21 protein-coding genes and 4 pseudogenes are annotated in these 25,252 nt (G+C 63.8%); 9 read left to right on the forward strand and 16 right to left on the reverse strand.

What is annotated here, in order from left to right; all coding sequences use genetic code 11:
• Positions 1–108 precede the first annotated feature (108 nt).
• Together CVM73_RS11470 and CVM73_RS41730 are read left to right on the forward strand one after the other, a co-directional pair.
• Complete coding sequence (locus CVM73_RS11470) at positions 109–342, forward strand: hypothetical protein (protein ID WP_100232106.1); 234 nt, start codon at positions 109–111, stop codon at positions 340–342.
• 147 nt (positions 343–489) lie between these two features.
• Positions 490–546 (forward strand): annotated as a pseudogene (locus CVM73_RS41730) (hypothetical protein); the annotation flags it as partial.
• Between the two features lie 118 nt (positions 547–664).
• Here the strand turns inward: CVM73_RS41730 and CVM73_RS39705 are convergent.
• The 7 genes from CVM73_RS39705 to CVM73_RS39710 form a co-directional block, all read right to left on the reverse strand.
• The gene (locus CVM73_RS39705) at positions 665–1,366 is read right to left on the reverse strand and encodes a hypothetical protein (protein ID WP_158237565.1); all 702 of its coding nucleotides are present in this window, start codon (positions 1,364–1,366) and stop codon (positions 665–667) included.
• Positions 1,363–2,649: an efflux RND transporter periplasmic adaptor subunit gene (locus CVM73_RS11485; protein ID WP_100232107.1), complete on the reverse strand. Its 1,287-nt coding sequence runs from the start codon at positions 2,647–2,649 to the stop codon at positions 1,363–1,365. Before CVM73_RS11485 ends, CVM73_RS39705 begins: the two co-directional genes overlap by 4 nt.
• Complete coding sequence (locus CVM73_RS11490) at positions 2,646–5,828, reverse strand: efflux RND transporter permease subunit (RefSeq protein ID WP_100232108.1); 3,183 nt, start codon at positions 5,826–5,828, stop codon at positions 2,646–2,648. The genes CVM73_RS11485 and CVM73_RS11490 overlap by 4 nt, the downstream gene beginning before the upstream one ends.
• 61 nt (positions 5,829–5,889) lie before the next feature.
• Positions 5,890–6,831, reverse strand: a complete 942-nt coding sequence (rpoH, locus tag CVM73_RS11495; RefSeq protein WP_100232161.1) for an RNA polymerase sigma factor RpoH — start codon at positions 6,829–6,831, stop codon at positions 5,890–5,892.
• A gap of 147 nt (positions 6,832–6,978) precedes the next feature.
• On the reverse strand, positions 6,979–8,403 hold the full coding sequence (locus CVM73_RS11500) for a sensor histidine kinase (protein ID WP_100232109.1): 1,425 nt from the start codon (positions 8,401–8,403) through the stop codon (positions 6,979–6,981).
• A 15-nt stretch (positions 8,404–8,418) separates the two neighbouring features.
• Positions 8,419–9,096 carry a response regulator transcription factor gene (locus tag CVM73_RS11505; RefSeq protein ID WP_100232110.1) on the reverse strand — a complete coding sequence of 226 codons (678 nt, stop codon included), beginning with the start codon at positions 9,094–9,096 and terminating at the stop codon, positions 8,419–8,421.
• A gap of 74 nt (positions 9,097–9,170) precedes the next feature.
• Positions 9,171–9,347, reverse strand: a complete 177-nt coding sequence (locus CVM73_RS39710; RefSeq protein ID WP_158237566.1) for a hypothetical protein — start codon at positions 9,345–9,347, stop codon at positions 9,171–9,173.
• Positions 9,348–9,579: 232 nt separating this feature from the next.
• On the opposite strand from CVM73_RS39710, the gene CVM73_RS11510 reads away from it, so the two are divergent.
• Both CVM73_RS11510 and CVM73_RS11515 read left to right on the forward strand, forming a co-directional pair.
• Positions 9,580–9,825, forward strand: coding sequence for a hypothetical protein (locus tag CVM73_RS11510; RefSeq protein WP_100232111.1), 246 nt, complete (start codon positions 9,580–9,582; stop codon positions 9,823–9,825).
• A gap of 276 nt (positions 9,826–10,101) precedes the next feature.
• A complete protein-coding gene (locus tag CVM73_RS11515) occupies positions 10,102–10,476 on the forward strand; it encodes a hypothetical protein (protein ID WP_100232112.1) in 375 nt (124 codons plus the stop codon).
• A gap of 934 nt (positions 10,477–11,410) precedes the next feature.
• Here CVM73_RS11515 and CVM73_RS11525 read toward each other — a convergent pair.
• On the reverse strand, positions 11,411–11,812 hold the full coding sequence (locus CVM73_RS11525; RefSeq protein ID WP_100232162.1) for a VOC family protein: 402 nt from the start codon (positions 11,810–11,812) through the stop codon (positions 11,411–11,413).
• 219 nt (positions 11,813–12,031) lie between these two features.
• A pseudogene (locus tag CVM73_RS40865) lies at positions 12,032–12,262 on the reverse strand (MFS transporter); the annotation flags it as partial.
• Between the two features lie 132 nt (positions 12,263–12,394).
• Between CVM73_RS40865 and CVM73_RS11535 the strand changes: the two are divergent.
• Positions 12,395–13,451: pseudogene (locus CVM73_RS11535) on the forward strand (IS630 family transposase); the annotation flags it as partial.
• Between the two features lie 290 nt (positions 13,452–13,741).
• Here the strand turns inward: CVM73_RS11535 and CVM73_RS40870 are convergent.
• On the reverse strand, positions 13,742–14,056 hold the full coding sequence (locus CVM73_RS40870; RefSeq protein ID WP_245452281.1) for an MFS transporter: 315 nt from the start codon (positions 14,054–14,056) through the stop codon (positions 13,742–13,744).
• A 594-nt stretch (positions 14,057–14,650) separates the two neighbouring features.
• Between CVM73_RS40870 and CVM73_RS40875 the strand changes: the two genes are divergently transcribed.
• From CVM73_RS40875 to CVM73_RS11550, 3 genes and pseudogenes are all read left to right on the forward strand, one after another.
• A complete protein-coding gene (locus tag CVM73_RS40875; protein WP_245452282.1) occupies positions 14,651–14,791 on the forward strand; it encodes a hypothetical protein in 141 nt (46 codons plus the stop codon).
• Positions 14,792–15,207: 416 nt separating this feature from the next.
• The gene (locus tag CVM73_RS11545) at positions 15,208–16,866 is read left to right on the forward strand and encodes a recombinase family protein (RefSeq protein WP_100232113.1); all 1,659 of its coding nucleotides are present in this window, start codon (positions 15,208–15,210) and stop codon (positions 16,864–16,866) included.
• A 21-nt stretch (positions 16,867–16,887) separates the two neighbouring features.
• A pseudogene (locus tag CVM73_RS11550) lies at positions 16,888–17,054 on the forward strand (IS3 family transposase); the annotation flags it as partial.
• Positions 17,055–17,181: 127 nt separating this feature from the next.
• On the opposite strand, the gene CVM73_RS11555 reads toward CVM73_RS11550, so the two are convergent.
• Genes CVM73_RS11555 through CVM73_RS11565 form a run of 3 tightly spaced genes read right to left on the reverse strand, consistent with a single transcriptional unit; the run spans position 17,182 to position 19,802 of the window.
• Positions 17,182–18,192: a transketolase family protein gene (locus tag CVM73_RS11555; protein WP_208639191.1), complete on the reverse strand. Its 1,011-nt coding sequence runs from the start codon at positions 18,190–18,192 to the stop codon at positions 17,182–17,184.
• The gene (locus CVM73_RS11560; protein WP_100232115.1) at positions 18,189–19,028 is read right to left on the reverse strand and encodes a transketolase; all 840 of its coding nucleotides are present in this window, start codon (positions 19,026–19,028) and stop codon (positions 18,189–18,191) included. Before CVM73_RS11560 ends, CVM73_RS11555 begins: the two co-directional genes overlap by 4 nt.
• 24 nt (positions 19,029–19,052) lie before the next feature.
• Positions 19,053–19,802 carry an SDR family NAD(P)-dependent oxidoreductase gene (locus CVM73_RS11565; RefSeq protein WP_100232116.1) on the reverse strand — a complete coding sequence of 250 codons (750 nt, stop codon included), beginning with the start codon at positions 19,800–19,802 and terminating at the stop codon, positions 19,053–19,055.
• Between the two features lie 110 nt (positions 19,803–19,912).
• On the opposite strand from CVM73_RS11565, the gene CVM73_RS11570 reads away from it, so the two are divergent.
• Entirely contained in the window at positions 19,913–20,809 is an 897-nt protein-coding gene (locus tag CVM73_RS11570; protein WP_100232117.1) for a LysR substrate-binding domain-containing protein, read from the forward strand.
• A gap of 625 nt (positions 20,810–21,434) precedes the next feature.
• Here the strand turns inward: CVM73_RS11570 and CVM73_RS11580 are convergent.
• The 3 genes from CVM73_RS11580 to CVM73_RS11590 all read right to left on the reverse strand — a co-directional run bounded on the left by CVM73_RS11580 (position 21,435) and on the right by CVM73_RS11590 (position 25,170).
• Positions 21,435–22,337 carry a terpene synthase family protein gene (locus CVM73_RS11580; protein WP_100232118.1) on the reverse strand — a complete coding sequence of 301 codons (903 nt, stop codon included), beginning with the start codon at positions 22,335–22,337 and terminating at the stop codon, positions 21,435–21,437.
• Positions 22,338–22,358: 21 nt separating this feature from the next.
• Positions 22,359–23,882 carry a hypothetical protein gene (locus CVM73_RS11585; protein ID WP_100232119.1) on the reverse strand — a complete coding sequence of 508 codons (1,524 nt, stop codon included), beginning with the start codon at positions 23,880–23,882 and terminating at the stop codon, positions 22,359–22,361.
• Between the two features lie 289 nt (positions 23,883–24,171).
• Positions 24,172–25,170 (reverse strand): polyprenyl synthetase family protein, encoded by a 999-nt coding sequence (locus tag CVM73_RS11590; RefSeq protein ID WP_167406787.1) that lies wholly within the window; start codon positions 25,168–25,170, stop codon positions 24,172–24,174.
• Positions 25,171–25,252: the final 82 nt, after the last annotated feature.

Raw genomic sequence — 25,252 nt, forward strand, 5'->3', positions numbered from 1 at the left:
AAGACGAAAATGATCGTTCGATTGATACTGCAGATCCAGCACACGCATACACATGTCTGGCGAGCGAGCCGAGGCGTTCCCGGCATCGCTTTGTCAAGGAGACGTACGATGACTACACTGAAGCTGTTTTCGGCCGGACTGATCGCTGCGGCGATGGTTGCCTCCCCTGCGATTGCGCGCGAAAGCAATACGAACGCGCGGCGGACGAACGTCGATGCCTACGCATCGGCGCAACGTGTTCCGGTCACTTCCAAGCGCGGCTGCACGCGGGCTCCGGACGTCGGCGCCTATGCAACTGCCCCGTGGCGCCGTCCGCCCTGCGAGCCCACGTCCGGCTATTGAGCGCTCGAACCGGACGAGGCCCTTTCGGCCGACGCAGTCGGGCACACTGAGCCGAAGCGGTTCGTCACACGGTCTCGAGGCTTTTCGTCTCAAGCGGGAAGGAGGAATGGCAACTCTTCGTGACGCTGTCATTCCTCCTGCGGCTATGCGAGCTCCGCACACTTCTCGACGAGCTTCGGACGCACGACGGGCACGACACCGAGCGCATATCGACGGCTGCACGCTTCTCCCGCCGGATTGCGGGACGCTGGCGCAGCGCGGGCCGAGACGCCGGCGGATATTTGCGCGGCCCGATCAGGCGATTGCGCTGCACGCTTCACCCTCAGCAGCCCGGCGGCAAAATCGGCGATACGCCGGGCGTTGGCGCCGCACCTGTTGCGTTGGCCGGCATCACTGTCGCAGGCGACGCCAGATTCATCGTCATACCTTCCGCACATGTCGACGTGTTGGGGCTCGGCGCGACCGCGGCATTTGGATCGATGCCCGTGCCGCCAGCGTCAGTGATGACCTGTGGGATCGTGCCGGGCGAGGGTCCGGTCGGCACGTCCGCAATCAAGAGCGGCAAGGATGCAGCGCTCGCGACGGCTCCGCCTGGTGTTGAACTGCACGCGGTGGTCGCAGCCGTCCCCGCCGGCGCAGCCGCGGGAACGGTCCCGATCGAGCTGGTGTTCTGCCCCATCGCCGGCACGATCGGGACCACACTGCCAGACGCCGGCAAACCCGTGTTCGATACGATCGGGGTCGCCGGCACCGGCGTCGGAGACGCCGATGGTGGCGCACAGACGACGACCGTACCCGGCGTCGTCGGATCCGAGGCAAGCGGAACGGGTGCCAGCGTGGTATCGGGCGCGCCCGGCACGGTCGCTGCGGAAAACGGCCCCGGGCTATTGAGCGGTGCGGTGACGATCGCACCCGGCACGGTCGGAAGGTCCATCGCCGTGCTGCCGGTCGTCGCCACCTGGGCTTCACTTGCAGAGCAGCCGAGCAACAGGGCGGCGACCGCCGCACACGCGATCCGGATCATGTCTGCGTCCCCTGGCTCGCATCCTGCTTGCGGATGGCGACCTTGCTGCCCTCGACCAGATTGACCGGCGGATTGAGCACGACCTGGTCGCCGGGCCGCACACCCTCGCGCACTTCAATCGACGTGCCGAAATCCCGCGCGATCGAGACCTGCTGCAAATGAACGGTGCCGTTGCGCACGACCGCGACATGGAGACCGTTCTGGTCGAAGACCAGCGCGTCGGCCGGAACCGACACCGACGGCGTCTTGCGCGGGATCGACAGCTCGACCGTGCAGTAGATGCCGGGATTCAAGGCGCCGTCAGGATTGGGAACGTCGATCTCGGTCAGTAACGTCCGGCTTCCCGGCTGCAGCGCGGTGGCGATGCGCGTGACCTTCCCCGGAAAGGTCCGGCCCGGGATCTCGGGGACGCGAATGTCGGCATCGACGCCCGGCGCGACGCCGAAGGCCTCGTCCTGCGGCACGAAGACCTGCGTTCGGATCACGTTCGAATGCATCAGCGTGAACATGAAGGTCGATCCGGCCGAGACGAGGCTGCCATTGTCCACGTTGCGTTGCGTGATCACGCCGTCGAACGGCGCCACCACGCGCTGGTAGGCCTTCTCCTGCTGAAGCACGCGAATCTGCGCCTCCTGCGCCGTGATGTTCGACTGGGCCACGTTCACGGCGGCCTGCTGAGCGCGCAGGGTGAGACGGTCGTTATCACCCTGCTGGGCCGTCAACCAGCCCTGCTTGACCAGATTGCTGTCCCGCGCATTGGTGACGTCGGCAAGCTCCCGGCTCGCTTGCGCCTGCTGCAACGCAGCCTGGTTCTGCGTCAGCGTCGCCTGCGCCTGCGCGATCTGCTGGTCGAGCTCCGGCGCGGTGATCTCGGCAAGGAGATCGCCCTTCTTCACGCGGTCGCCGATATCGACGTAGCGCTTCTCGATGTAGCCGCTGGCCCGCGCGAAGATGTTCGCCGCCTCGAATGCCGTGGTGGTCGCCGGCAGCGTGACCTTCATGAGGTCGCCGCTGGCACGGACCGTCGCCACCCGAACCTCCGGAATGGCGGTCCTGGTCTGCTGTGTCGATACGGCCAGATCGCGTGCGGCCTGATAGTGCCGCCAGCCGCCCACGCCGAGCCCGCCGGCAAGGAGCAGAAGCGCGGCGCCGCCGAGCCATGCGCCGCCGTATCGGCGTCGCGGCTGTGCCTCCTTGCCGGGCAACTCCACGATGCGGCAGCTTTCCGCATCAGGCCGGTCGCTCACGTCGTCGCTATTGGTCCGCACGCGAACATCGCTCATTCCGGTTGCTCCTCGAATACGCCGTGGTGAGCCTTGCCGTCATTGCCCTTGCGCAGCCAGGCGAAGAGATAAGGCACGATCAGCAATGTCGTCGGCGTCGCGAACAGCAGCCCGCCGATGACGGCGCGGGCGAGCGCCGCGTTCTGCTCCTCGCCCGGGCCTCCGATCGCCATCGGGATCATGCCCACGATCATCGCGGCGGCCGTCATCAGCACGGGACGGATTCGCGTGCGGCCTGCGCTCAACGCAGCCTCGAACGCGGACTGTCCTCTCAGCTGCGCCTCACGCGCGAAGGTCACGAGCAGAATGGAATTGGCCGACGCAACGCCCACCGCCATGATCGCGCCCATCAGCGAAGGCACGTTCAGCGTCGTCCCGGTGATGAACAGCATCGTCACGATGCCGCAGAAGGTCGCCGGCAGCGCCATGATGACGACGAAGGGGTCGCCGAAGTTCTGGTAGTTCACGACCATCAGCATGTAGACCAGGATGGCGGCAAACAGCAGTCCGATCCCGAGATCGCGGAACGATTGATGCATGCTCTGGATCTGTCCCAGGACCTGAATCGAATTCCCCGGCTGGAGCTGCTTCTGAAGCGTCGACGTCACCTTGTCGATGTCGGCCGCGACACTGCCGAGATCGCGCCCCTGCACGCTCGCATAGACGTCGAATACCGGCTGGACATTGGCCTGGTTCAAATTGGTCGACACGGTCCCGCGCTTGAAGGTCGCGACATTGCTGAGCAAGCCCGGCACCGTCTGTCCGCTTGCAGCGAGCGAAGCCGACACCGGCGTGTTCCCGAGTGCGTTGAGCGAATTGGCCCTGTACTCCGGCGTCTGCACGGCCAGATAATAGGGAATACCCGACGTCGGGTCGGTCCAGAAGTTCGGCGAGACCTGGGCTGACGAACTGAGGCTGACATTGATGTTGGTCGCCACCGTGCTGGCATTGAGTCCCAGCTGAGCGGCCCGGGTCCGGTCGATGTCGGCATAGAAAGCCGGTGCATCGACCTCCTGCTGGAGATGCGCATCGACCACCCCTGGAATGGCCGCCAGGCTCTTCTGCAGCTCCTTCGCCACGGACAGATTGTTGGCGCCGTAGCCGACGGTCCGGACGTCGATCTGTGCCGGCAGGCCGAAATTCAGGATCTGGGTGACGATATCGGCCGCCTGGAAGTAGAAGGTGTCCTCCGGGAACGCCGCCGGGAGGACCTGGCGCAGCTTCTTGACATAGTCCGCGGTCGGCCTGTGGCCGTCCTTGAGCGATACGAGGATCGTGCCGTCGTTCACGCCGATCGTCGAACCGTCGGTGAAAGCCAGATTATAGGGACGCGCGGGCAGTCCGATATTGTCGACGATCAGCCCGCGATCCCAGTCCGGAATGACTTGGCGGATCTTGTCCTCGACCGCCTGGAAGATCGCCTCGGTGCGCTCGATGCGGGTGCCGGCGGGCGCTCGAACATGGAGCTGGATCTCGCCGCCGTCGATCAGGGGATAGAAGTCCCGGCCCACGTAGACGAACATGACGGCCCCGAGAGCCAGCACGAGCACGACCACGACCGGCACGATGCTGCGCCGGCGGAGTAGAATCATCAGGAGCGCGGAATAGCCATCGCGCAGGCGCTCGAAGGCGCGCTCGAACGCCGCAGAGGCGCGCGAAAACACGCCGGACGGGGCCCCGCCCTCGCCATGGCGCCGCTCGCCCTTCAGCAACAGGCCGATCGTGATCGGCGTAAGGGTTCGCGACAGCACGTATGAGGCCAGCATCGCAAACACCACGGCAAGGCCGAGCGGCGTGAAGAGGTATTTGGCCGGTCCTTCCAGGAATACGACGGAGGTGAAGACGCAGCTGATTGCCAGCGTGGAAACGAGCGTCGGCACGGCGATCTCGGCCGCACCGTGCAGCGTCGCTTCCGACAGCGGCATCCCCTCCTCGGTCCAGAGCCGATGCGTGTTCTCGATCGTCACCGTGGAATCGTCGACCAGGATGCCCACCGCGAGTGCCAGCCCTCCCAGCGTCATCGTGTTGAGAGTCTCGCCGAGGAAGTGCAGCACGATGAGCGAGGACAGCATCGCGAGCGGGATGGAGATCAGGACCACGAGCGTCGACCGCCACGATCCCAGAAATACCAGGATCATCAGCGCCGTGAGACCCGCCGCGATCGCGCCTTCGCGCAGCACGCCGTCGACCGAATGGGTGACGAAGACCGACTGGTCGAACAGTTCGCTGATCTTCAGCCCGGCAGGGGCCGACGCCCGGATCGACGCCAGGGCATGCTTGACGCCGTTGACGACGGCGAGCGTCGAGGCATTGCCGTTCTTGATCACGCTGAGCAGGACCGCGCGATGACCGTCCTCGCGCACGATGTTCTGCTGGACCTGCGATCCGTCGCGGACCTGGGCGACATCCTTGAGCAGGATGGTCGCGCCGTTCGCGAACTTGACCGGGATATTGTTGAGATCCTTGATCGAGGCCGGCGTCGCGTTGGTCCGGATGGTGTACTGGGTGTCACCGATCTTCGCCGTGCCGGTCGGCAGCGTCAGGTTCTGGGTGTTCACCGCATTGACGATGTCGAGCGGTGTCAATCCGCGCGACAGCAGCTTGTTGGGATCGATGTCCACCATGATCTGCCGGTACTTGCCGCCCGCAGGCGTCGGCAGCGTCACGCCCGGAACAGGGGCCAGCTGCTGCCGGATCCGGTAGATGCCGAAATCGTACAATTGCTGCTCGTTCAGTTTGTTGGACTCGAGGCTGAGCTGCAGCACCGGCACGCTCGAGGCATTGAACTGCACGATGACGGGCGGCTGGATGCCCGGCGGCATCAGCGCGCGGATGGCGTTGGTTGCCGAGACGATTTGCGAGATCGCGAGATCGAGATTGACGTCCGGCTGGAAGTAGATCTTCTGAACCGACAGGCCGTTGAGCGTCTGCGCTTCGATGTTCTTGATGCCGCTGACATTGGCGCTGATCGAGTACTGGCTGTACGTGGAGACGCGCTGCTCCATCTCCGGCGTCGAGAGGCCGGTATAGCTCCAGATGACCGTGACGACGGGAATGCGGATCTCGGGAAAAATGTCCGTCGGCATCGACCAGACCGCAATGCCGCCGAGAAACAGGATCAGCGCCGCGAGCACATAGAAGGTGTGCGGAAAGCGGAGCGCAAAGCGGACAATTCCCATGATGGCGCCTGCCTGGAGGTTGCGCGAGGTCTCTGTTCAGATGGCGGCAATGCGCGACCGTTCAAATGAAAACGAGTTCAGCATCGCTGGCGGTTGGCACCAGGGACGGCGACTGCGTGGCACGGATCGCGGCTTGCCGGACCTTTGCAAAGGCGCGAAGCTCGATCTGGCGAACGCGTTCGCTGGAGATCGAAAGCTCGCGGGCGAGCTGATCGAGCGTCGGGGGATGCTCAGCGAGCCGCCTTGCCTCCAGCACGCGCCGCTCGCGCCCCGTGAGAGTCTTGAGCGCAGCGCGCAGGGCGCCGGTCCGACGCTCCGTCTGATCCCGATCGGCAAGGGTGGTCTCGGCGTCGCTCGCCTCGTCCACGAGCAGGGCCTCCCACTCGGCACCTTGCTCCTCGCCGCCGACCCGCGCGTTCAGCGACAGGTCGCCGCGCAGCCGGCAATCCATCTCGATCACGTCACGCGCGGACACGTCGAGCTTGGCGGCAATCGCCTCGGCAACGTCAGGCGTGAGCCCCGCCATCGCGCCGCCGGCGGTCTTTCTCATCTCGCCGCGGAGCCGGAAAAACAGCTTCTTCTGGGCCGCCGTCGTTCCAATTCTGACCAGCGACCAAGAGCGCAGGATGTATTCGTGAATGGCGGCCTTGATCCACCATGTCGCATAGGTGGAGAATCGCGAGTTTCGATCGGGCTCGAACCGTGACGCGGCAATCACGAGCCCGAGATTGGCCTCGGCCATGAGGTCGGCGAATGGCAGACCGTAGCCCCTGTAGCTCCGCGCGATCCTGGCGGCGAGGCGGAGATGGCTCGTGACGAGCGTATTCGCGGCATCGCCGTCCCGCGTCTCCTGCCAGCGACGCGCAAGCTTCTGCTCCTGCTCGCGCTCGAGCAGGTCGTAGCGGCCGATCACTGCGGAATACGGATTGGCCACGCCGGCCGCTGTAGGCCTGGCCGGCAGGGCGAAATCGATCTTGCTCAAACCCGCGTGACGCGTTGGCATCTCTTGCTCCCACATTCGAACCGGCGAACGGAGCGTAAGAGGCCTCCGACTGACGGCGCCAGTAAATTGGACTTAACAAGCCTGAATTCGCTTTCAGATATCTCGACGTGATTTCCGCTTCGCACGTATCGCGCGCGCCCCTCGCGGTCACATCGGCGCGAGGCTGGCGTGACGCGAGCGAGCGAGGTCGGATGCCGCGGCCCCGCGTGATGTCGCTCCCGCCGCGGCGAGGATCTCCACCCGTCCGCCGGGCGCCGAACAAATGGTCAGGCGGAAGCCGTGCAGCTTGACGATGGCGGCGACGAGGCTCAGTCCCAGCCCCACGCCCGGCGTGTTGCGCATCTTGTCGGAGCGATAGAACCGCCGCAGCACCGCCTCGCGCTCCCCCTCGCCGATGCCGGGGCCGGTATCGCTCACGCCGACGCGCACGGTCTTGTCGTCCGACGCCAGCTCGAGCGTCACCCTTCCGCCGCGCGGCGTGAACTTGACGGCGTTGTCGACCAGGTTGGCGATCGCCTCGAACAGCAGGTCCGGGTCGCCCCGCACCTCCGCCTTGCGGTCGATGGCGACGCGAAGCGCGATGTCCTTGTCTTCGGCGATCGGTTCATAGACGTCGCACACCTGCCGCAGGATCTCGTCGAGCGCGACGTCACCGAAGCCGGCCGTGCGGCTGCTGCTCTCGATTTCGGCCAGGCGCAGCAGCGCGGTAATGATCGCGAGCGACTGGTCGATGCCGGCGATGGACTTGTCCACGACGTCCTGAAGGTTCTCCAGCGTGGCTGCGTGTGTGCGGCCGCGCTCCAGCGCCAGGCGGACCCGCGTGAGCGGCGTCCTGAGATCGTGGGCGATGTCGTTGCCGACGCCGGCCAGCGCGTTGATCGTCGTCTCCATCTCGTCGAGCATGCCGTTGACGATCCTGGCCAGTCGCGCCAACGGATCGTCCGCATTGGTCTGCGGCAGCCGCTCACGGAGATCGCCGGCCACGATGCGCTGAACGTGCCGGTTCACCTGCTCGACGCGTCTCTCGGCACGGATGCTGAGCCAGGCCCCGGCCAGCAGGCAGAAGCAGAATGCCGGCAGCAGGCCGAGCAGCAAGGCCTGCCCGACGACGCTGGAGATCTCGCGCGTCTCATCGACATTCCGCCCCATCACGAGAATGCGGCCGTTGCCGAGTTGCCGGCCCGCGGCCTTGACGACGGCATCGCGAACCGGCGGCGACCCGACCCGGGCGAGCCGCATGCTCCGGACCGGCCCGCCGAGATCGAGATGCGGCGGCAACCGTTCGATGTTGCCGGCAAGCCGCGCGCCTGCGGCATCGAACAGGCCGGCATATTGCACGCCCCTGGAATCCTGCTTGAGATGATCGGAAATCGCGTCGGTGAGACGGCCGGGCGGCAGCTGGGCCAGGAAGTTGAGCTGCGTTGCGATCATGCGATCGGACCGCATGATCAGGTAATCATCGATCTTCCAATAGATGAAGGCGAACAGGGCGGCGACGAACAGCGCCAGCGCGGCGGCAACCGCTGCGGCCCAGAGGAACGTGTTCGAACGGATGAACTCAATCTGGCGCATGATCCGCCGGACCTGTCAGCGAACGCGGAGGATGAATCCTGAGCCGCGAACGTTGTGGATGAGCTGCGTTTCACCGGGACCGTCGACCTTGTGGCGAAGACGGCCCATGTGCACGTCGATGAGATTGGTGGTCGCCGGGACGAATTTGTAGTTCCAGACCTCCTCGAGCAGCATCGCCCGCGTCAGCAGCTGATCGCTCCGCCGCATCATGTATTCGAGCAGACGGAATTCGCGCGGCAGCAGGTCGATCTCGCGCTCGCCGCGCCGGGCGGTCCGCTCGATCAGGTCGAGCTCCAGCGGCCCGGCATGCAGCGTGGTCTCACGGTTGTCGATCGGACGGCGCAGCAGCGCCTCGATCCGCGCGACGAGCTCGACCAGCGCGAACGGCTTGGTGAGATAGTCGTCTCCGCCGACGCGCAAGCCGCGCACCCGGTCATCGACGGCGCCGAGCGCGCTCAGCACCAACACCGGCGTCCTGACCTGATCCTTGCGCAAGGCCTCGATGACGGTGAGCCCATCCATTCCGGGCAGCATGCGATCGACGATCAGGGCATCGGGCGAGGATTCGCGCGCGCGGTCGAGACCGCCGATGCCGTCGGGCGCCCATCGCACCTCGAAGCCGTGCTCGGTGAGCTCCGACACGATCGCGTCGGCAGTCTCGGTGTCGTCCTCGATCAGGAGAATCCGCGTCATTGTGCTGGTCCCACGTGCTGCGAGACGTTGAGGCCGGCGGCGAGGCATGGGCTCGCTGGTCCGCGACGACATGTTCAATGCCCCTCCGGGCCGAACATGCGGGGCCGCACCGTCATACGACGCGCCGCCGGCTCGTCATGCAGATAGTCCCGCGCGGGACCGAGCACCATTAAATAGCATGTCAGGGAGACCGGACGCGCGGCCACCGCCGGCGGCGCGAGCGCGATCGGATGTGCTGTCGCCGCGATCATCTCTCATCTCCATGCAGCAGGACGCTCTTAGAGATATGTCCTTCGCGAGCCCGTTGTTACGCGCCTGGCACCGCGAACGTTGCTGGATTGCACGATCGTGCTTGCCGGCAACGCCGGGATCACGGGCCGTTGAAGGCGGGTGAGCAATTCGTGCGTTTGGTTCGCGCGCGACCATACGCACCTCCTTCGCAGGCCGGCGTGGACTGCCTGCTGTCACACAAGGAGAATCCCAATGACCACTCTCAAGCTGTTGTCGAGCGGACTGATCGCTGTCGCCATGCTCGGGGGACCCGCCATGGCGCGCACCAGCCATGCGGTCACGCATCCGTCCGCCATGCAGGCCGATCCGGTCGCATCGGAGGGACTCGCCTATCAGGGCGAGCGCGCCTGCGTTCCGGCCCCGCGTGTCGGCGCATTCGCGACGGCGCCGTGGACCGGCAACAACGTTCCCTGCGAGCCGGGCACCGGCAGCTTCTGATCGCGGCGACATCGCGGCCGGCCAGGCGAGCGCCTCGCCCGGCCGCCGCAATTCGATGATTCACGCGGGCCCGATGTTCGGGCCCGCTTGCGTTTAGTGACGCGCGCCGGTGAGCGGCCGGATCATCTCGCCGATAAGCAGGGCCCCGCCTGACATCGAATTCAGTGGGAGTGACGCGCGGGCTTCCTATCTGTCTTCACGATAGGGCTTGCCGACGGCACGAAGCGCAAGCGAACGCATCGGCCGCCGCGCATCCGGACACGAAAGGAGTCCCTCATGAAACGAGCATTGATGATTCTGGCGACAGCGGCGCTTGCTTCCACACTGGCTGTCGGAACGGCCGAGGCGCATGGCGGCGGTGGCGGTGGCCATGGCGGCTTTGGTGGTGGCCATTTCGGCGGTGGCGGCCATATGGGCTTTGGCGGCGGCGCGCATTTCGGCGGCATGGGACATGCCGGCGGATTCGGCGGCGGTGCCCGGTTCGGTGGCGAGCACCTCGGCTTCGGTGGCCATGCCGGCGGCCTCCGCCAGCACGCGTTTCACCACTTCGGCCGCTTCCGGTCCGGATATGGATTCTACGGCGCCTATCCGGATTGCTATGACTGGTACGCGTTTCATCCCGGCCAGCCGTTGCCGCTGAGCTGCAGCTGAGCCTGCATGCGATGCCGATCGGTCCGGAATGCGCAACCTCGCAGTGCCGGCCGATCGCACCGCAGTTGGGTAGCATGGTTGTGGACCGGCGTTGCGCAGCTTCGCGTTCTCGCGGCCTGTTTCGCCCGAGCTTTGCTTGATCTCGCCGCCCTCTTGTCCAAGAGGGCGCAGGGAAGACCGGGTGCTGACCTCGCACCCGCGGTCCGCTGCGCGAAAGGTAGCGCAAAAGAACCGCACAGCAGCATACAGGTGGTGCCAATCACTCGGCCTTCCCTGCGCGATGGTCGGACGGCTTATGCCGTGCTCTCCCGGGAGCCGAGTTCGTTCTGGCCTCCCTCGCCCTCACGAAATTCACCGGCACCCGCGCCGGTTGACGCGACTGCCGCCTCCGCAAGCGCTTAGCCGTAGCAACGACGGCCAGGACCACACGGTTTTGCCGTACGCACGGCCCGCCATTTCGCCGCAGTTTTCCCGACCCTGTCGACAAAGCCGGAAACTTACAGACGAGACGAAGCCTAGCAGCGCCGCTCGTCCGCACGAAGCCTTTGGGCTCACGGAGAGCAATCCGCCCTGCCCTTGACATCTCGCACACGACGCTGCCGCGTCCACCGCAAGCCCAGCTCGCGACAATGACGACCACATGATCGCCCCTCAAGACTGAGCCGGGATGGGCGAGACATACGCGATTTCCGAATTTCGGCAAAGTGGAATATTTTTGCGGAGAGGGGTTGACGGGGTGGAGGGTGTTTTGCCCGACGGGACAAGCGGCAATCCTCGGCAATCCGGTCCCTTAGGTGGGAATTTCAATGAGGAAGAGAGCTTTTTTCAGTCCGTAGTACGTAGGTAGGATGGGGAGAGCGAAGCGAAACCCATCAAGGGTCTATCCGCGGACGAGGTATGACGGGTTTCGCAAGTGCTCTACCCGTCCTACGACCTACGTCGGTCCGATCAGCTGAGCGATCTCCCAAACATGACCTGAAGGATCGGCGAAAGATGCGGTTCGCCGTCCCCATGGACGGTCGATCGGGCCATTGAGCAGATCGACACCGATCCCCCGAAGGGCGAAGCACACCTCATCGACGTCAGCGACCCTGATCGTCAACAGCGCGCGGGCCCCTGCGGAAGACGGCCCAACCGGCAACGGCGCGACAAGCGGAGGCGCCTGAGAGACGTCGAGAAGATTGATCAGGAGGCCGCCGAATCTTAAGACAGATGAGACGGCATCCTCCCAGACTATCTCGGATGCGAAAACCTTGGCGTAGAACGCCTTCGAAGCCGCGATGTCATCAACGAACAGCGTGATGACTTCAACTTCGCTTGGCAGACCTTTGATCATGTCGCCGCACTCCCCCACCGTTACGGCGCGTGCTTGCAGACAGCACAAGCGGCGCGCCGGCGCCATGCATCAGGATCGGCTGAGGTCTACCAATCTATCAAATGGGAGCTTGGGGTCAAGATTGGTAGCGGGGGAGCGCTACCGCCTTTCCCCACACCAGCCAAACTTACGATATCTCATCCAATCCTTCGCATGAAGCAGTTCTTGAGCCTGGAAGCCAGCGCAGTATGCCGAGAGAATCATCGCGATCGTGATCGCGCGGTGACGACCGAACTTCATCGCGACTTCATTTCCCAGAATGCTGGCGGGCAGGGAGAGGACCGCGAAGACGAAGCTCACAAGGACAGGCGACAACCATGAGGGGGTGCCCTGATGCCCGATCACCAAGGTCCAAAATCCGACGAGCCAGGTCCGGATGCCGTAGAGTTCGAAGCAGTGAGCCCAGGTCCCAGCGCTCTTTTATGTGACGAACTTGCATTCCAGATGACTAGTGTCCTGAGTCACAAGTTCGCAATCGTAAAATTGCATTAGATTCGCGTGGTTGTGCCAGAGATGGTTGCTGGAACAACGACGGAGGATTTGATGTCGGTCCAGCGACTTGCGCCCCTGATATTGAGCGATGATGAGCGTGCCGAACTGACGTCGCTGACGAAGCGGCGGAAGACGGCGCAGGCGCTTGCTCTGAGAGCGCGGATCGTGCTGACCTGTGCCGAGGGAGGACAGAACAAGAAAGTGGCGGCCGAGATGGGCCTGGAGCGGGGGACGGTAGGCAAGTGGCGGCGCCGTTTTGTAGAGCGGCGCGTGGCTGGGCTTCACGACGAGCCGCGTTCCGGGGCTCCGCGCACGTTGACGATGCCCGGGTCGAAGCCGTGATCGTGCGAACGCTGGAGAACTGCCCCGAGAACGCCACCCATTGGAGCTCCCGCGGCATGGCAAGGCCAGCGGCCTGTCGGTGTCGACGGTGGAACGCATCTGGCGGGCCTTCGGGCTCCAGCCGCATCGGATGGAGACGTTCAAGCTCTCGACCGATCCGAACTTTGTGGCCAAGGTCCGCGACGTTGTCGGCCTTTACGTCTCGCCGCCGCAGCACGCCATCGTTCTGTGCGTGGACGAAAAGTCTCAAATACAAGCTCTGGACCGCAGCCAGCCGATGTTGCCGATGCGTCCCGGCCAGCCGGCCCGAAGGAGCCATGACTACAAAAGGCATGGCACCACCTCGCTGTTTGCGGCCCTCGACATCGCGACCGGACGGGTTATCGGCAAGTGTTACGGACGCCATCGTGCCGCCGAATTCCGCAAGTTCCTCGACGAGATCGAGGCTGCCGTGCCGCACGGGCTCGACGTCCATCTCGTCATGGACAACTACGCTACGCACAAGACCCCGCTGATCCGGCGATGGCTGGCTAAAAGGCCGCGATGGCATGTGCACCTGACCCCGACCAGTTCGTCATGGCTCAATCAGGTCGAGCGCTTCTTCGCGCTCCTGACCGACAAGAAGATCAGGCGAGGCGTTTATCGGAGTGTCGCCGCCCTTAGGGCGGACATCGCTTCATTCATCGAAAGGCACAACACAAATCCTGAACCATTCCGATGGACCAAGTCCGCCGATGACACCCTAGCTTCAATCGAGCTCCTCTGCCGATACAACGCCCCAGAAAACGCCAACGGCGGGGTTGCGAACTTCTGGTTCAGGACACTAGGATCCATGCTGGCGCGTTCACGTTCGAACCGAGAAGCGGAGCTAACGCCATAGCCGAGGATGTAACCGAGCGCCTCGGGATTCGTGAAGACAGGCTTGAAATTTAAAAGATGCCAGTGCTTGGGTTCCGGATGGCGCGCGTCCATCAGCAGACATGCGAGCACCTTTACGACCGGCCCCGCGCCCGTGAGCACGAATGCCCAGCGCCAGCCCAAGGCGTCTGCGACCACCTAGGAAACCAGGAAAAGGCCCCCCAGCGAAAAGCTCGATGTATAGAGCGTGACCGCGTGCGACGTGTCGCCGGCCGGCAGCCGATCGGTGAGAGCCTTGAGGCCCGGCATGTACGCGCCGGCGAAACCGAGACCCGCCAAAGCCCAGATCACGGTGCCCGACCAGAAACCATTAGCCAACAAGCCGAATGCGATCGTCGCGAGGCCGCTAACGATCAATCCACAGAACAGGACGAGGCGTGCGTCGATCCTGTCGGCGAGCGTCGTTAACACCGGGACGGTGAGCATGTAGCCGAACGCATAGCCACTCGCCATCAGGCCGCCCTCGCTCACCCCCCAAGGCCGGCATAAGATGTTGGGCGAGATTGGCCTAGAGCGTGACGTGCGGCAGGAGATTACCGATCTGCCCGAGGTACATCGCGGCAATCAACGACCGCTCGTTCAGGACAACAGTCCGACCGCCATCTTCTCGCCTGGCCGACCATGAACATCCGCAACCCACCGCGCCGGCTTGCTTCGCACCCTCATCGGCGGCGCAGCAGGCGGACGCATCCTGCTTCGCAGGACCGCCGCAGCATCCGGCAGCGTAGAACCGCGAAAGCCCTAAGAGGGTGAGCGCGGCAGGGGAGCCCAACATGGCGCTGCGCCTTCGTCGGACGCAGGCTCAGATTGGGTCTGTCTTCCAAGGTTTGCAGCGATTGAAGGCCTCCTCATCTTCGTAACAGGCGCCTGAAAAGTCTCGAAAGCGAGGAGAAGGCGTACCTTACGCTCATCGGAAATCCAATGAATGACGTTGCAAACATCCTACAATAGAGGTCGGACGCTACCATCCAGCGCGGTGCATCGGAGAGAACAGCAATTTGGTGTGTAAATCGTGGCCAAGCGGAGGCGGTGCGCAGGCGATCGGACATGAACGACATCGCCACCGGCTCATGCCAGGAGGTCGAGCTCGAAAACCTGCCCGTCGCCACCGCGCGTCTTGCCTGCTCCACCTGTGCCTCGCCGCAACGCGCGGCCCACGATCCGGATCGGGGGCCTGGGATTCGATGACCTCGATCGGTGTGTTGGCGAGATTGCTGGGAAAGCTCAGCGCGGGCAGGCCGTCTTCCTTCGCGCCGGCGCGTTGACCGCAATTGCGAAACAGCGTCAAGGCGGAGCGCCGGCCCTCGTGCGCGCCGGCAAGCTGCACGGACCGGGGCGGCGATCCCGCAGCAGCACGGACACGGTGCGGAACCGTCCACTGCCATAGTATTCCCGCTCCGACATGAGACCTTTCATCGTCGGCATCGCCAGCTACGGTCCAGCCAAACCCCGTCGGCGGCTCTCTTGTTTACCCTGTCGGGCGCTTGATGATCAAAGTCATTCTGTATTGTAAAGCTCACCAGCAACGAGCTGATAGCTATTGCCACAGACCTCATGCATGGGTTTTGATCTACTTCTGCGAGCGACATTCGGAGGAACGATCGATGGCCAACTTGCCCGCCGTCCACAAGACTCAGTTGCTTAATCCACACATTGGCGCACGAGCGGCCCAATATCTCCGTATGTCGACAGACCGGCAGCAATATTCGATCCAGAATCAAGCGGCTGTGATCGCGGCATACGCTCATGCTCACGATCTCACGATCGTTCGAACTTATCGCGACGAGGGTGAGAGCGGTCTACTCATCAAGAATAGGGCCGGCCTCATCCAGCTCATCGATGATGTCCAAAGCGGAGAAGCCGATTTTGGCCACGTGTTGGTCTATGATGTAAGCCGATGGGGCCGCTTTCAAGACCTTGATGAGAGCGCGCATTACGAGTTTGTCTGCAAGCAAGCGGGCATCAAGCTAGCCTATTGCGCCGAGCAGTTTGATAATGATGGCAGCATGCTTTCCAGCATTGTCAAGAACATCAAACGTGCCATGGCTGCGGAGTACAGTCGTGAGCTTTCGGCAAAGGTTCACGCTGGGCAATGCCGATTCGCACAACTTGGATTCAAGCTCGGAGGACGTCCCGGCTATGCTCTCTTACGGGAGCTCGTCGATTCGAGCCAGCAGTCAAGAGGCGTGCTGAAAGACGGTGATCGGAAGTACGTCACCACTGATCACATCCGGCTTCGGCCTGGCATTCCCGAACAAATTGCCATAGTGAGATGGATCTTCGAACGATTCCTTGAGGGGAAGTCCGAAGCCGCGATCGCCAGAGAGCTAAATCGGAAAGCCATACCCACGAGCACAGGAACGCGATGGAAGCGCGCAGCAGTTAACAGGGTTCTTCGGAACGAAAATTACATCGGAAACCTGACGTTTAACCGCCGATCGCGCAAACTGCGGCGGACCTGCAGCACCGACAATCCGCCGGAGCTTTGGATTACGAGCGAGGGCTGCATCGAGCCGATCATCGATCGTGAAGTATTCATAAAGGCCAACAAGATCATTCAGGAGCGACGCGTCGATATCACAAGAGAGGAGATGCTTGCGCGATTGCGCCGAACGTTGTTCAAGGAAGGACGCCTGAGCCCCGCTATCATAGAAGGGACGAGCGGCCTTCCCTGCGCCTCCACGTATCGAACGCACTTTGGTAGCATCAGGAACGTGTATCGGCTGATAGGCTACACGCCTAAACGGAACTACGAGTACATTGACTCGCGGCCGCTTTGGGCCGAGGAAAGGGCTAAACTTGCCTCCGAAATCGCTGTGGCAATCAAAAAGGCGGGAGGATCTAGCACCCCTGGCTTAACGGATTGCTTGCGCGTGAATGGATCAGGCAGCATCTCAATTCGAGCGGCGCGCTGCTGTACTAAGAAAAATCGAGCTCCATATTGGACCATTCGGCGTGAGGCACGCTTGCCTCGTGGTTGGATAGCCGCTGTGAGGTTGACCGAGCATAACAACTCCTTTCTGGATTATGTGCTGCTCTCAACCGATGGGAACGTAGTACAGACCATAGCATTTTCCGAGAGAGCTCGCGCGCGCCGTGGAATAGTTCGCTTCGAGACTCGTGATGCTTTGGCACGGGCAATTGCAAAGCAAGTAACCAGGAAAATCCGTGCTTCCGAACACACCGCTGCTCGACAGACCAACCGATCGAGATCGAGTTCGCCGAAGTCCAAAACTGTGAGCGCAAGGCGCTCGCACTACTAGCGCGTTCGCCCTTCCTCACGGCGCCAGCTCGAGGAGGAGAAAGCCAAGCTCAAGCGGATCGTTGCCGACCTGGCGCTCGACAAGGCCATGCTTCAGGATGTGCTCTCAAAAAAGCTCTGAAGCCTGGCCGCAAGCGGGAGCTTGTCGACAAGGTGCGGCGCGACTGGAAGGTTTCGATCAGGCGGGCCCGCTCAGTTTCAGCTTTCCTCTTCGACAGCCGCGTTCAGGCAAGAGCCATCGCTCGCCTGCCGCAAAATGCAGCGGACGTAACTCTTCAGTCGGGCTTGGCCTGATTGGCGCTTTAGTGCCGGTGCGCTAGAGCCACAGCGTGATCTGCCTTGCGACCTCTGCGGTGGAAATCCCGTAGCGGTCGTGCAGTGTCGGAAGTGCGCCGGCGTCAAGAAACTCGTCCGGCAATGCAATCTGGCGGAAAGACGGATGAACGCCTGAACGCATCAGAAGTGCGGCTATGGCCTCGCCAAGGCCGCCGATTGTGGTGTGGTTTTCGGCCACGACGACCAGGCGGCCTGACTTGCCAGCTTCACGCAGTATCGTCTCGGCGTCGAGCGGTTTGATGGTCGGAACATGCAGCACCGCAGCATCGACGCGGTCGTTCTTCAGAGTTTGCAAGGCCTCGAGCGCACGCATGGTCATGATGCCGGATGAGATGATTAGAACGTCCTTCCCGTCGCGGATCAGCTTGGCTTTGCCCAACTCGAACTTGTAGTCGTACTCGTCCAGCACCACCGGTACCTGGCCACGAAGAAGGCGCATGTAAACGGGCCCCTGATGCGCTGCGATCGCAGGCACCAGCTGCTCGATTTCGTGGGCGTCGCATGGGTCGATGACAGTCATGTTCGGCATGGCGCGGAAGAGCGCGAGATCCTCCGCGGCCTGATGGCTCGGGCCATAGCCCGAGGTCAGGCCGGGCAATGCGCACACGATCTTCACGTTGCGGTCTTCCTCCGCAATCGTCTGATGTATGAAATCGTAGGCACGGCGGGATGCGAACACGGCGTAAGTGGTCGCGAACGGCATGAAACCTTCGGCAGCAAGGCCCGAGGCGGCGCCGAACAGAAGCTGCTCCGCCATGCCCATCTGGTAATAGCGGTCCGGAAATTCCTTGGCGAAGATGTGTAGATCGGTGTATTTGCCGAGATCGGCCGTCATGCCGACCACATCGGGACGGCTGCGCGCGAGCTCGACCAGCGCATGGCCAAAGGGCGCTGGCTTCGTTTTCTGTCCCCCGGCCGCGATCGAGGCGATCATGGCTGAAGTGGTCAGGCGCGGCATGCCCGGCTGGGGCGCTGATCTGACGGTCTTCATGCCTGCCTCCCGGCTTCCAGCGCGGCAAGCGCGAGCTGCCATTCGTGCTGCTCGACGCGGATGAAATGGTTCTTCTCGCGCTGCTCCAGGAAGGGAACGCCCTTGCCCATCAGCGTGTCGGCGATAATCATCCGAGGCTTCGGCGCAGGATGAGACTTGGCGGCATCGAACGCGGCAACCACAGCATCGAGATCGTTGCCGTCGATCCGCTGCACGAACCAGCCGAAAGCCTGAAGCTTCTCGGCTAGCGGCTCGAACGCCATCACCTGCGTCGAAGGACCGTCCGCCTGCTGATTGTTGACGTCGACGATGCCGATCAGATTGTCGAGCTTGTAATGGCCCGCCGACTGGATGGCTTCCCAGACCGAGCCCTCGTCGAGCTCGCCGTCGGAGAACAACGTGTACACCCGCGCCTCGGATTTCTTGCGCTTCAGCCCCAGGCCCATGCCGACGGCGATGCTGAGCCCAAGCCCGAGCGAGCCGCCCGACATTTCCATTCCGGGCGTGTAGGAGGCCATGCCCGACATCGGCAGGCGGCTCTCGTCGCTGCCATAGGTTTCGAGTTCTTCCTCGGGGACGATCCCCGCCTCGATCAAAGCCGCGTAGAGAGCAATGGCATAGTGACCATTGGAGAGCAGGAAACGGTCGCGCTCCTCCCATGACGGATCTTCCGGGCGGTAGCGCATCGTGTGAAAATAGGCCACGGCGAGCACGTCGGAGATGTCCAGCGCCTGTGCGATATAGCCCTGGCCCTGAACCTCGCCCATGCGCAGCGCATTGCGGCGAATGTTGTAGGCGCGATCCGCCAGCTTGGGCGTGTTGGTCAGCGTTTCCATCGATCTGGATCCTATCTCGCCTGCTCAGTGGATGAGCATGCCTCCGTTGACGTCGATCACGGCACCGGTCACGTAGGCGGAGAGATCCGACGCCAGGAAGGTGTAGATGCCGGCAACGTCGTCTGCCGTGCCGAGACGATTGAGCGGAATGCCTTCCAGGATCTTCGCCCTCATCTCGTCGGTCAACTTGCCGGCGGTGATATCGGTGCCGATCAGGCCGGGCGTGACGCAGTTGACGCGGATGCCATCCGGGCCGAACTCGCGGGCCATCGCCTTGGCGAGACCCAGTACGCCGGCCTTCGCCGCCGAATAATGCGGACCGCCAAAAATGCCGCCGCCCCGCTGAGCCGAGACCGACGACATGCATGCGATCGATCCGGACTTCCGTGCGCGCATGTGCGGGATCACGGCCTGGGAGAGGAACAGAACCCCTTTCAGATTAACGTCTTGGATGCGATCCCAATCCGCCGCCGTAATTTCCAGGAGCTTCACCGGCTGGGTGATGCCGGCGTTGTTGATGAGAATATCGATGCTTCCGAAGGATTCGATAACGCGAGCGACGGCCTGCTGGCAGGATGATTTGTCGGCGACATCGCATCGCAGCCCAATGTGGGACTTGCCAAGCGATGCCGCGGCGTCCCCCGCCGCGCTCGCGTCAATGTCGAGAATGGCGACCCGAGCGCCCTCGGCGGCAAACCGCCGTGCGGTGGCAAGCCCGATGCCGCGCGGCGATGCCGCGCCCGAAATGATGGCCGTCTTACCGCTGAGCAGCATCAGTTCCTCCCGCAAATTGTTTTTACTTGGCAAGGCCAGGAATGAACCGCGGAGGCGCAACAGACAAACGCGCAGTTGTCACGGATCGATGAATCTGGTTCACTTATGGAATGCTGTCGAATGTCCCGATATCGGCAATTCGCGCCTTTGAAGCCGCCGCTCGCACGGGATCATTTCGCGATGCGGCGAATGAGCTTCACCTGACGCCGAGTGCCGTCAGTCATGCCATCCGCAAGCTGGAGGACACGCTTTGCACCGTCCTGTTCGAGCGCAGTGCGCGGTCCGTACGGCTCACGCCGGCTGGCGAAAATCTGATGCGCCACACGGGAGCGGCCTTCGATCAGCTTCGCCGTGGCCTCGAGGAAGTCGCTGCGCGCGGACCGCAATTGGTGCGCGTCCACTCCGCGCCAAGCTTTGCCGCGCAATGGCTGGCGCCGCGGCTTGCACAGTTTCTCGCCGCTTATCCGAAGCTCGAAGTCCGCCTGGCTGCGAGTACGGACTACGCGCGCTTCAGCAACGATGATTTTGATATCGACATCGTCTACGGTCCGCCGCGCGCCGAGGGCGTCGAGGTGGTTCCTCTCCCGGAGGAGACGGTCACTCCGCTCTGCTCGCCTGCCCTTGCAAAATCGATCAGGAAGCCCGCCGATCTCCTCGATCGCACGTTGATCCGCTCCGACGTGAAGCAGGTTCAGTGGCACCAATGGTTCACCGCCAACGGATTGGAGGCCCCTGCACTCCACGGCATGAGGTTCGATCGCAGCTTTCTCGCGATCGCGACAGCCGCGGAGGGATTGGGAGTAGCGTTGGAATCAACGCTTCTGGCCGAACGCGAACTGGCGAGCGGGCGATTAGTTGCGCCACTGGCAGGACGCGCCAACGATATCCGCTACGTCGGCCATCGTCTGATCTACCCCCGCGCCAGCCGACAGAGATCTGCGGTACGAGCCTTTGCAGATTGGCTCGTGGCGCAACTCGCTGGCAAGACCGCAGGTTCCTCGCACTAAGACCGAAGTCAAGCCGAGCATCACCGCCCTCGAGCTGCGATGGTCGCGTCTTCAACGCATAGAAGTCGGCGCCAAAAGCAAACGGGCCTCCATACATGCTCGCAATCGTCCCATTCGCGCCCATTATCCGAGGTGCTACCATCGGGAGTAGGCGATGGCAGAAGATCGTGTGGCGTGCAAAATCGTGCGATTGGTATCGGGCCCCACCAGCCAAACAAAATACGGTCCAATTTTACGCACGAGGCAATCTGTCAGGTCTGCAACGCGCTGAACTCTATAGTCCCGGAGACGTACTTTGAAGGTTTGGCGAACCTCGGTATCCGGGCAAAGCGGCTGAACTCGCGAAAGATCGATGGTAGCGCATGTTCGTCGTCATCAAGCAGAGATCACGTCCATTGGCTTATCCGGAAAGCACCCGGTGCCTCGCGCCTCGACCGACTGTTGACCTCCGAAGGCAAAGGTCACACGGCGAATCGTGTCGCCGATCCAGCACGATGTCCAAATGGTCGTCCTTGCGCCGGCTCAGAGCGGTGTTGCTCCTGCTCGCTCCGTCCGTTGCCTCGGGCGACGGCGTTGCGTCGGACCGGACCGCGGCAGCGCGCGCACGCCGCCGCCCCCCGCGCGTTCAGGCCGGCGAACGCTGGCCTCCCCCCGCAGAGTCGCTGCGGTACCGGCTCGCCGAGGTCTGGTAGTACCGCGCGCAGATGGCCACCATGGCCTCGATCAACGATCCCCACGGCGCCGGAAAGCGCTCTTCAGCCATCACCCGGTGCAGCATGCGCGTATAGCCGGCCAGCTCGTCGTTGAGGAACTCCACCGCAGGCATAGCTGGATAGCACTGCAGCAGCAGGATCGCCGCGTTGTCGGCCTCGCCGGCCGACCTGTCCACGTCCCGTCCGTGCAGATCGTTCTGCAGGCGTCCTATCGCGGAGATGAGCCGCAGGACCTGGCGAAACGCCGGACGCGCGCGCAAGGTTGCCATGTCCAGCCCCCACAGCAACGACAGGCAACAGAACACGTTCGCGTAGGCTATCGAATCGATGCCGTTGTGCAGGTACTCGGCGTAGGACCAGCGTTCCGGCCCTGCCGTCTGCGCGTGTCCGGCGCGCAGCGCCGCGCAGTAGCGCCGGGTATCCTCGAGAAGCTGAGCGTAGTCGCGACGGTCGTAGGCGAGCGCAGCCAGCGAAGCTCGCAGCACAGCGCAGCCCTCGAATCCGGGGAGCGCGCACGGCTCGCCCTGCCCCAGCGCCTGCTCCACCGCGGCGAGCTGCTCCGGCAAGATCAGGCCAAGGTCGTTACAATCGTCGAGCCAGAACAGCAGCGCCAGTTCGCGATAGAACGCCAAGATCAGTGTTTCGTCCTGCGGATCGCGACCGGTGCGGACGCTGATGTCGCGCAGGCTCGGGCGGATACGCTGCAGAATGTACTGGCCGCCGTTGACCGCTTCCACGGCATGCTCGTCAGCGAAGCCGGTCAGGGAACGCCCCCACTCCAGCACCTGATGCAGCGCGCGTTCTGGTTGGATCATGGCGCCGCTCCTGCTCGCTCGTTACGACGCGGCGCCCCAACGAAGCGCCAGCCACAACCCGGCGAGTTCGGCCACGCGCACGACCCGAGTGGGGCAATACAGTTCCTTGCCGATCCACAACGGCGTTTTCGGCAATGCATGCGCCGCATGGCGGGCGAGCATCCACTCCAGCGCACGCGCCACCACCTGCGCGATGCGCCGGCGCCCTGTGGTCTCTTCGCTCTCGTCCATCACGCGTAACGCGAACAACGCATAGGCGGTTTCCTCGAAGGTGGACGCGCGACCGGCGCCCCAGCCGCCGTCGCCGCGCTGCGCCTGCAGCAGCGCCGCCAGCGCGCGCTCGTCCCGCCACTGGGGCTCGCCTTGCGCCAGCGCAGCGACCGCATGCGCGGTGGGATACAGCCACGAAACGTGCCATTTTTCGTTGTCCCATAGACCGTGCGGGTTGCGATTGGCCTCGACGTAGGCGCTGGTGCGGGCGGCGGGCTTTCCCAACAGTCGCAACGCATGCAGGGCGTGGATGTTGGTCGACACCGAGGGATTGCGCTCGCCGGGGAAGGTGACGAAAAGCTCGCCGATTTCAAAATGGCGCAACGTATCGACCGCCGCGTCGCGGCCTGCAAGGTGCAGGACGCATAACGCAACGGCGGTGTCGTCCGCATCAGCCGCGAAATGCAAGGCCGGGCCCAGACCGCGCACGCTCAGGCGGACGGCGAGCTGCGCGACAATCACGCGGACCGGCTCGGCGAGCGCGGGATGCGCGAACAGCCCGGCCAGATACAGGGTGTACAGCGACCAGCATGGCTCGAATACATTGATCGGCCACACGTTCGGAAAGACGCCTTCGATGCCGCTGCGCGTCGCCCGCGATGCCATCTGGAGATACGCATCGGCGCGCCCGACCTCCGGCGTGCTTCCCCGAGTCACGGCGTGCGCACGCCACGCGGTGGTGGCCGCCGGACTGATGCCGATGCTGCCCTCGTCATCCGGGCATGCGGTCATCGGCGACGTCCCCCAGGCTTCCCAGGAGTGCAGCAACGGATGACCGCTCGGCAACATCGCCACCGCCCCCAGCTTGTCCAGGCGCGCTTGCCGCAACGGCAACAGCGCTGGATGGCGCGGAAACGCTACGCCACCCAGCAAGGATGCGGCCTCACCGCAAAACTGCGGCAGGATCAGCTCCGCGCCGATCGGCGCGTCTTCCGGCACCGCATGCGCGTAGGGATCGGGCTGGACCTGGAGGAACCGGGTTGCAGCCTGGACTGCGTCGGCAGCACCGGGAAGAGGATCGGCACGCTGCAATGCCAGTAACGCTGCCCAGGTGGGCGCATGCCGGAACAGCGGGAAGTCTGCGCTTCCCCATCCGCCGTCGGCCTGTTGCTGCGCGATGAGCCACGCGTAAGCGTCCTGCCGTCCGGTGACGTTGCCGTGGAAGCGCAGCGCCCGCGCCGTGTCGTAGACAGACGGACCGACGCTGCCGCCATCGCTCATTTCGCTCAGCAGGCCGCGCAATTCGGAAAGGATCTGTTCGGAGAGCGCGTTCACGCTGATTTTCCTTATGCAGGCGCTTGATGAGAACCGGGATCGGACAGACGCTGCGCATGTGGCCGCAAGCTCGTCGCATAGGCAGCGCTGGACGGACGCCCTGCTCCGGCGCGGCGAGGTCCCCGATGCTGGCGCCGGTCCACCGCGTAGGCTTGCGCGCGGGGCGCCGCGTGCGCCGGGGCGGGCAACCGCTGCGATCGGCACCGCGACTCGGACAAAGTGCAGCATGTACCTCTGTCGCCGGTCGATTGCAGCGGCAAAGGGGGCGTCTCCATGCGGACGGGCGCGCTCATGTGCATGGCGCGTACTTGAATAGATACCCATTGGCCCGCTGTAGGAGTTGCGCCAATCGTGCCGCACGCGGCCCCAGCGGCGCGATGGCCTCCCCGGCATCGCGCAACAGATCCAGCGCGAACTGGCGTGCTGCCTGAAGTCCCATGATCGACGCGCAGGTCGGCTTCTGCGCCGCCGCGTCCTTGCCGGGTGTCTTGCCCAGCGTCGCGGTATCCGCTGTCACGTCGAGAATGTCGTCGATCACCTGCAACGCCAGGCCGAAACAGGCGCTGTAGTGATCGAGCGCACAGTACAGCGCTGCGTGCGCGGCATTCTCCGCGAGAGCGCATAGGGCGCCCATGCGAACGGACGCGCGCACTAGCGCTCCGCTCTTCATCCGGTGCATCGTCACGATCCTGTCCAGCTCGACGTGCTTTCCCACCAGAGACAGATCCATGGCCTGCCCGCCTGCGGCACCGTGGGCTGACACCGCCCGCGCCAGTTCGCGCACGAGCGCGATACTGTTGTTGCCAGGCGCATCCAGGCTCGCAAGAGTGAGGAAGGCGTGCGCCTGCAGCGCATCGCCGACCAGGATCGCAGTAGCTTCGCCGAACTTGACGTGCACGGTCGGAAGGCCGCGGCGAAGCACGTCGTCGTCCATCGCGGGCAGATCGTCATGGACCAGGGTGCTGGCGTGCATCATCTCGATGGCGGCGCCGACGTCATCGAGCATGTGCGCCGGCGCGTCGGCCAGCGTGCCGGCAGCCAGACAGAGCAAGGCGCGGGTGCGCTTCCCGCCCTGCAAGGTGGCGTACCGCATCGCCGCCATCAGCTCGGTCTCACCGTCATGTTCGGCGCAGAGAAGACGCGCCAGCACCTGTTCGACCCGGTTTGCGCCCTCATGCATCCAGATCTCGGGCAGCGGCCTGCCGGATGCGCCGCCCGCCTGCGCGCCCAATCTGCCGAGCGCGGAATTACCAGCTCTGTCATCGTGTGGCGTAGAACCGGTCTGCATGTTGTCCATGTCCTTGCCCCTGACAGGCGAGCCGCCGCAGTGTTGTCTGCGTCGCACCGTGCGCGCGCCGCGTGCAGCAATG

The sequence above is a fragment of the Bradyrhizobium forestalis genome (genome assembly GCF_002795245.1).
GTDB lineage: Bacteria > Pseudomonadota > Alphaproteobacteria > Rhizobiales > Xanthobacteraceae > Bradyrhizobium > Bradyrhizobium forestalis.